Annotated in this window: 6 protein-coding genes; all 6 read right to left on the bottom strand. The window is 38.1% G+C overall.

What is annotated here, in order from left to right; all coding sequences use genetic code 11:
* The coding region (locus ABIQ28_RS04635) for a hypothetical protein (protein WP_348035663.1) at window positions 1-1,324 on the bottom strand (1,324 nt) is incomplete at its 3' end.
* 10 nt (window positions 1,325-1,334) lie between these two features.
* On the bottom strand, window positions 1,335-3,077 hold the full coding sequence (locus ABIQ28_RS04630) for a hypothetical protein (protein ID WP_348035662.1): 1,743 nt from the start codon (window positions 3,075-3,077) through the stop codon (window positions 1,335-1,337).
* Complete coding sequence (locus ABIQ28_RS04625; RefSeq protein WP_348035661.1) at window positions 3,070-4,383, bottom strand: MFS transporter; 1,314 nt, start codon at window positions 4,381-4,383, stop codon at window positions 3,070-3,072. The genes ABIQ28_RS04630 and ABIQ28_RS04625 overlap by 8 nt, the downstream gene beginning before the upstream one ends.
* A 2-nt stretch (window positions 4,384-4,385) precedes the next feature.
* Entirely contained in the window at window positions 4,386-5,435 is a 1,050-nt protein-coding gene (locus ABIQ28_RS04620; protein WP_348035659.1) for a glycoside hydrolase family 130 protein, read from the bottom strand.
* 111 nt (window positions 5,436-5,546) lie between these two features.
* Window positions 5,547-7,034 carry a RagB/SusD family nutrient uptake outer membrane protein gene (locus ABIQ28_RS04615; protein ID WP_348035658.1) on the bottom strand — a complete coding sequence of 496 codons (1,488 nt, stop codon included), beginning with the start codon at window positions 7,032-7,034 and terminating at the stop codon, window positions 5,547-5,549.
* 17 nt (window positions 7,035-7,051) lie between these two features.
* Window positions 7,052-8,629 (bottom strand): SusC/RagA family TonB-linked outer membrane protein (locus tag ABIQ28_RS04610; RefSeq protein ID WP_348035657.1); only part of this gene is annotated, 1,578 nt, incomplete at its 5' end.

Below are 8,629 nucleotides of genomic sequence, written 5' to 3'. Positions count from 1 at the left end.
TGGAATTTGCATATAACATTTTTTCAATTAAAGAGCCTCTAAACCCTTTTCCTTCGGCAAGTCGCGATTGTGACGAAACCACAAAATCATGATGATTGGTCCAAGGCTCCACAAACACATAACTGGTTTTGGTACTTATTTCGCCCATTTTCATCCTATTATAAGGTTCTTTTTGCGGGATGTTTTCTACTATTTGTAAATCTTTAATTTGGACGTTAACCTCTTTTTCGGACTGAGTACCGATAAACATCGAGACACTATCATTTTCGATATAAGGCACTAAGATGCTTCCTTTAAATAGTGTGTATTCATTTTCTTTGATCGGAAATTGGTCAATATATTTAATGCCGTGCTCTAATTCGACCTTTTTTTTTCCGTTTTTTATTCTGAATAGTTTTAGTGCGATTGGGGAGTTTCCTTTTGATAGGAAAGAAACCGTATAGATTTTTTGATCTTTAAAAGGCACGATAACTTCAAAACCGGACCGCCCTGACGACTTACCATTGAGCGTTATGACATCGGTTTTATTGGTTTTAATCGCAGCGCTTCCAACTTTATCGAGTTTCCCATCAATCTTTAATTTCACTTCTTTGCCAGCATCCAAATTGTACATTTCTCCAAACCGCTGTTGGATATAATGATTGCCATGTGAGCGTTCATCTAAGGTTGCCACAGAAACTAATTCAGGATCGGGTAATTTCCGCATGCCTACAAATCCGCCGCCATGGCCATTAAATCGTCGGCGTGTGGACCGTGTGTAGTGATTTTTATAACCGGCATCCATTAAAATACCGACCAATTGGTTATTTGGAGTAACGAATCCCGCGGAAGGAAACATTTCATGCGCAAATCCGCCAGGAAAATCGGTATACTCAAAAGTGACATATTGAGAAGGTGTTTCTGCAGGTTTAAAGTTTTCCTCCAAAATATAATAGAGCAAGGGCATGCCCGACTGAAATAAATCAATGCTCTTTTTTACAATATTTGAATTGACGATTTCATAAGTCACCGTAATTGATACATCCAAATCGAAATCTGCCAAATACGTCGCTCTTGATAGTTTTACGATTGAATCGTTACCTGTCCATTCTGAACCTTTCCATTTATTAAGTTCAGTGGTTTCACTTAAATCTAAATTGGCCACTTTGAGTTTAAACTCTTCGGTATTTTGAAGCAACAATTGCTCTCCATTATAAATAGCGACATAATAACCTTCCTTCGCATTTCCAATAACTTTAAGATTGATATTTTGACTCCATCCAATAGTTGTTGCAAAGCAAAACAGCAAATACAGGATTCTCATTTTATGATGTAATGGAGTCATTTTTTAATGTTTAATTATTAACAGCATATTTATAATCAATGACAACATCGTTCGCATACAATTTGCCATACCTTTCGGTTATAACAGCATCTTTTGGAACCAGCACTAATAATGCAGCATGCTCTTTAGCGATGACAAAATTGAAATTCCCTTTTGCATTTTCATGTATAAATGCTCGTTGTATCGCATCATAGATTTTCATCGGTTTTTCGCCTAGATTGATGGAAACTTCTTTCGCCACGTCATTGGGATTATAATATAAAAAGGATGGAAAAGCATCTTTTCTGAAAAAATCAGTCGCCAGCAAATCGAGTTGCAATATGTTTTCAATATTGGTTTTTGAAATTATAGAACCCGCAATACCAACATGGCCACTGCCATACACACTAAACTGAGAGACCTCGGGATTACCTTTTACCCAATGTGGACCATCTCCAAGGGCGATGGGTGCTTTAATATGCAAATAGTCATCAAAATGCGCTTTTTTAATCAGTCCTTCATAAGCGATCACACCTTTAGTATGTTGTTTGAGTTCTGGAATGGATTGATGCTCATCTGGCATTTCATAAGGATAGAAAAACTTCATCGCATTGCTGGCATTCAGCATCCATTTGCCAATCATATTGGCATAGCGCTGATCGTATCTTACCATTGGTACCAATGGCAACATGGAATCATAAGTATTCATCAAAAAGCCAAATCCGCCATGATCCACGGTGCTTCCTATGATTCCCGAAACATCATATCCATTCCAATTACCCAATAATACGCCCCATCCTTTTCTACAAACCGAGGTGCCGTTAAACGTCCATTCAAGAATTTTTGTGTAGTCATAATTGGTGCCTTCTTCTGCATTTAAACGCGCCGCGACATAAGCTCCAAAAGGCATTAAAACTTCATAAAACCGATTGTCATTTTGCGCCAATAGCGCTTCCAACGACGATTTTGCGCCTTTGAGATATTTCGGATCCTCAAATTTTTGATAGGCTGCATACAATACATATGCATGGCCAGCAGCGGCATCTTCCTGTTTGCAAATCCAGTTATCTTTTGGTTCTAAAGTGGCATAGTCAAAAAAAGAATGTGCATAGTTTCCTGCTAAAACAGAATCAGCTTTTTGAAACTTGTCGGCCACTGATCGCATGATGTCTGAATAATCCTTTTCTTCTGGATAAAAATTTGCGACGCCATAAAATAAAACATTAGGATACACATCATACCACCAATCTCTTCCATAACCGCCGCCGAGCAGTGCAACTTCAGGACAGGTATTATTCATGACAATATCCCATCCCTTATCTGAATTAAAATAATTCTTCAACATGGAAACATAGTTTTTCCCTTTTTGGTTGGATTTATTAATGCCCACTAAAGTCGCTCCCAATACAGAACCAACCGTAGCTAAGGATTCATGAAAAATACCATCGTTATGTTTTGGTCCTTGTCTTAAATCGCCCATGGCCGTATAAATGCCGAAGGTTTCTTGATCAAAATTTTTACGCGTATCATCTTTCCAAATTAATGGCCAATACTCTCCGGTTTGAGAAGCATCATAAACCAAGGAATCAAATCCTTTTGCTAAATTTTTAAAATCAATTATTTTAAATGGCTCTGGAAAATTAGGCATGGAGTCAATACGCCCCAATTGAAGTTGGTGTATCGGGTTTTCTACAATAAATTTAGACGGATGCGTTTTACACCCATAACAGACCAAACCTATATATAGAAGGAGTATGTAATTTGTTTTACGCATTTGTAAATGAGTTTAAATTTTTAGTGGCTAAAGTGTCCTCTTCTAACTGTTCTTTTTCTAACAGTTCATTTTCTAAAGTTGCCTGTTGTTTTAAAAGTTGCTTTGCAATCACAATAGAAAGCAATTGCAGTGACCCTATAATCAATAGGGCATATCGTAAAGCGATATCTGTATTCACAAAAAATGCAAGAACTAAAAACGTGCTGGCACCGATAAAACGCCCAACAAACAATCCAAATTCATGATTCAAAATATAGGAAAATTCATTTCTATTTTCGAGTGATGACAGCACATCGATGACTTTTAACTGAATTGGGAAATAAGCAATATCCAAAACCGGTCGGGCGATCAATAACAAAAACATAAATAGAATGACGCCAAATTCATTGAACAATAATCCGTTAAAAAAAGAAGCCAAAAAGAAACAGGTCAATCCAATACTGAAAATGATTAATCGGTGTTTAGGCTTCGAATACTTACCCAAAAGCAGCATAATTACAGCCGCGATCAAAGCACCTATAGAAATCGCAGAACCTAATGCCCCTTCTGAATGAAAGAATTTCATCATGAGCATGGCCGGCGCTGTGACTATAAAACCTTGCGCCAATCCTTTTAATATGGAGAGCTGAATCATCTTCCTCCAGAGTTTGTGAAATTTAAAGTAGAGAAATTTCTCGCTTTTAGGTTTTTCATATTTCCCAAAATGAAACACTATGGAGGCAATTATGGTAATAATAAAAACCACCGTGGTGATGACGCGATAACTCGAATTGACCGCTTCATTGGAGCCAACACCGCCGCTGCTGTGTCCTGTCATTAAATACCAACCAATAATCACGGGCACTGTTGAGGCGATAATGGTATAAATAAAGGTTTCCAGCCCGTAATAAAAATTTCGGACGCGGTCTTTTGTTGTGGATAAAACGAGATAATCCCGATTGGCCCAATACAATCCAAAGGACATGCCCATAATTAAGCCGGCCACCATTAATCCGAAATAATCGATTTGATCCAAGGACATCATAAAAACCATGGAAACGCCACTAAGCAACATTCCTAAGGAAAACAGGCTTTTGATATTCACTTTATTCAACAAATAGCCATTTAACAAAAATGTAATCGGAATGCCGACATAAATGGCCAATTGATACAAAATCACTTTAGAGGGATCGTTAGAATTTCGCATAATATACGAGGCCACAAAAATGTCGATGACCGGCATTACAAAAGCATAAATTGCATTGGTGATGATTAATATGATGGCGCTTCTTGAAAAATCCTTTAATCCTACTTTTGCTAAATCCATGATTAATGTTCTAGTGTTTTTAAAATCTCTTGAATTGAAAATGTTGTGATCGCGACAAATTCATCTGCTGCGCCGTAATACATTTTAATAGTATCGCCTTCCACAATATGACCATTTGTAAAAATGACCTCTCCAAAAAAACCTTTGCGTTCAAATTCTTCTTTTGGCTCCATAAGTGGTGAGCTCGAACGGGCAATAACTTTTGAAGGATCTTTTAAATCCAATAAAATGGCACCTAAACAATAGCGGTTCTTTTCGGTGGCGCCGTGGTAAATTTCCAACCAACCTTGATCTGTTTTTATTGGTGCTGCTCCTGCCCCAAGACGTTTGCTGTCAAATTTGCCTTCACGTGTTTTTGCAATGCATTTATGATTTCCCCAATGCACAGCATCGGGCGATTCAGCCAACCAGATATAATTCCCGCCTAATTCAGGACTGCTAGGCCGATGTAATGCATAATACTTGCCGTTTATCTTTTCTTCGAAAATGGCGCAATCCTTATTGTGCGGACTTAAGATCATGCCTTTCTTTTCAAAATTTTTCCAGTCTTTAGTTGTCCGAAGCCCCACGCCGACACCATTGGGCGATACCATTGTATAGGTTAAATAATAAGTGTCTTCAATTTCCGAAACTCTACAATCTTCAATGCCGTAAGATTCGTATGCGCCTTCTCCGAAGAGTGGCGGATAGTAAACATCTTCAGAAAACTTAATACCATCGTCGCTAAACAGGATTCGCAAATGGGAAATGGTGGTTAAATAATCAGTGACATCATATTTAATGACGCGCGCGTCAGATGCATTCAATTTTGGATCGTCAAGTTTAATGTCTAAAATTTCTACTTTACCCACAGCGTTATATATGGGTACTGACAAAAATCCGTCTTTTTGAACCGTTCTTTCAGCAACCCTAACCAAAAGTCCAATTTTTCCATTAAAGGTAAATGCTCCCGGATTCAGCAAGCATTCAATAATCATCTGTGCATTGCTCGGTCTTAAGTCTGAAGGGGATAATATTGGATTTTGCTTATATCTTTTAGCTATATCTGTCATAGTGGTTTTTGATTATTTAAAATAAAAAAGAGAAGTAGAGTCTCTGAGAAAAACTACTTCTCTAAGATTAAAAATGACTAACTCAAATAATGATTTTCAATCTTTATTAATTTAGTACCCTGGATTCTGAGTAATCGTACCGGCAGATTTGTCAACCTCACCTTGCGGAATTGGGTAAACATAATTTTTATCCTGAAAATTTTTACCAAGCCCTGTTAGAAACGATTTCGCTATGCCCCATCGTTTTAAATCATTGAATCTTTGCGATTCAAAACCTAATTCTACACGTCGTTCATGCATTAACCAATTTTTCACTTGAACTGGATCGGTTGAGTTTGGTCTTGCGGCTAAGGTTCCCGAAGGTATGGCAGAGCCATCTGCAGTTGGTGTTGTTCTGGCGCGTTCTCTTACTTGATTAATTATGGCAATGGCGTCGTTATAGGCGCCAGTTTCAATCAAAGCTTCTGCTTTCCAAAGTAAAACATCGGCATAACGGATATAAATTTTATTACTTGGCGAGTCATCATTACCTTTGTCATCACCCACAGTATTGCCCAATAACTTTGAAACATTCTCATTAGGCACATCCACCGTGTATAATAATCGTGGATCGTTTGGTTCAAAGGCATTTATAAAATCATCAGTAGGAGCCACAAACCCCCAACCTAATAAGGCGCATAAACCGTTTCCTTTTCTTGGATTCTGATCGGAAATATGATCATAGGCGAAAATCACCTCATCTTCATCAAACTCCCTATCCACAGCAAAACTGTCAAAATAGTTGGCATTTAAACTATAAAAACCAAGACCACTTAATTCGTCCACCAGAGCAATGACGTTGGGCCAATCTTTATTATATAACGCCGACTTAGCTTGCAAGGCTATAACCGCGCCTTTTGAAACGCGCCAAGGTTCACCAGGCGATGGATATTTAGAATTTGGCAACAATTCTTTTGCCAGTGCTAAATCTGTATTTATTTGTGTCCAAATTTCAGCTTCAGGAATGCGCACCGCAACTTCAAAAGCTTCGGCAAATGACTTTAGTGGCTTAGTTAAAAGAGGGACATCGCCAAAATTATTCACCAAATCGAAATAGTAAAACGCTCTTAAAAAATAGCATTCGCCCATCAATTGATCCTTACGTGCATCACTGATACCGACGGATTGGGTTACTTCTGTATTGGTCAAATAACTCAGGGCAAGATTGATCCTATTAATACCCTCATAATCATAAAGCCAAATCCCATTAAAAGCTCCATTTTCCGAAGTAAAACTGAACGCACTGAGCTCATCCATCCAGGCTTGATCTCCATCAGGATTCCATTTTTTATTCATGTCGCTTGATGCGATATCTTTTAAAATAAAATCGTTTCTCGTGACGGTTCCATCATCCCATTGCCAATCACCCACAAGGTTTAAAGTACTTGACAGCAATTGATAAGACGAGCTTACCGATGATTCGAGCGTGGTTATAGTAGGAGTCGCATCCACTTGATCCATGGTCAACAAACCTATGGGATCCTTGGTGAGCTCATTATTACAGCCTGTAAATGTTAGAAGCACGGCGATTGCAATTAAATTTTTATATAGTGTTTTCATAACTCGTATTTTAAATATTAAAACTTAACATTTATGCCCAACAAAATCGATGCTGATAGTGGATACGTCCCCTTATCGGTGGTATCTGTAGATTCTGGATCCAAACCTGTATACTTTGTAACGGTAAATAAATTTAGACCAGATAGATAAACTCGCACATCTTGCAATCCTTGGATTGCATTTATGGTGTAGCCAATTTCAACGTTTTTGAGCCTAAAATAGGAAGCATCCTCAACATAAAGACTGGATTCCTTGCTACTTCCGTTATCTTCAAAGGTTACTCGCGGTATGGTATTACTGGTGCCTTCGCCATCCCAAGCGCCTAAAATATTAGTTGTATAATTAAATGGCCTCGTATCAAAATCGATTATTTTTTTAGCATCGTTGAATTTATCAACGCCTTCTACGCCCTGAAATAGACAAGAAAAATCAAAACGTTTATAATTTGCCGACAAAGTAATGCCATAGGTAAGATCAGGAATGGCGTCTCCTGTAAAGGTTCGGTCATTCGAATCGATAATGCCATCCTTATTTAAATCGGCAAACTTAATATCACCAGGTTTTGCAGTTGGGTTAAAAGTGCCACTTAAATAGCTATTAATTTCCGCCTGATTTTGGTAAATACCAATCATTTTGTAGCCAAAAAATGAATTTAAGGATTGTCCCACCTGTTTGGTTTGTAAGCGTTCCACACTATTAATCAAGGTGGCGATGTTGGCATTTATTCCATATTTAAATTCTCTGCTTGAGTTTCTATAGTTTAAAGTCACCTCCAAACCTTTGTTGACGACTTCACCGGCGTTTACGATGGTAGGTGAAACGTCTCCAACAATACTTGGCAACCCTACTGGCAATAAAATATCGGTGGTTCTTTTTACGAAATAATCGGTAGATATTGATAATTTGTTCTCAAAAAACCCAAAGTCAATACCATAGTTGACCGATTCAGAAGTTTCCCATTTTAAATCTGAATTCCCATAACGGGTTACCACGACCTTGCCATCTATTTGACTTATTAAAGTTAAATAGGCATAGTTATCAATCTCTTGATTTCCTAATTTACCCCAGCCCGCTCTCAACTTTAAGTTGGATAACCAGGACACATCTTTTAAAAAGTTTTCATCAGAAATTTTCCAACCTGCGGATACTGAAGGAAAATATCCCCAACGGTGTTTTTCAGAAAAACGTGAAGACGCATCCGCTCGAAAGTTGGAAGTGATCATATATTTGGTATCATACACATAAGTTGCTGAACCAAAAAACGAGAACAATGCCCATTCGGAGGCACTACCGCCATTCCACAAATCGACTTCCGTGCTGCCATAATCGATATATCTAAAGGTTTTATCAGTGATACCAAAACGCATCCTGCTTGCCCCAATGGATGAATCATAATTATCAATAAATTCAGTACCGATCACTGCGCTAATGTCGTGCTTCTCATGAATCGTTTTTGCATAATTAAGCGTATTATTAAAGGTAACGGTGCGCGATTCGCCACGATATTCATTTAAATTATTCGGACGGTTCTGTCTTCCCAATCCTTGATCTTTTTCATTGCCGCCACCATCGTCATCACCAAAATTCTCATTGAA

Source organism: Gelidibacter sp. (genome assembly GCF_039916245.1).
Classification (GTDB): Bacteria; Bacteroidota; Bacteroidia; order Flavobacteriales; family Flavobacteriaceae; genus Gelidibacter.
This window is presented reverse-complemented; position numbering and strand designations above follow the sequence as displayed.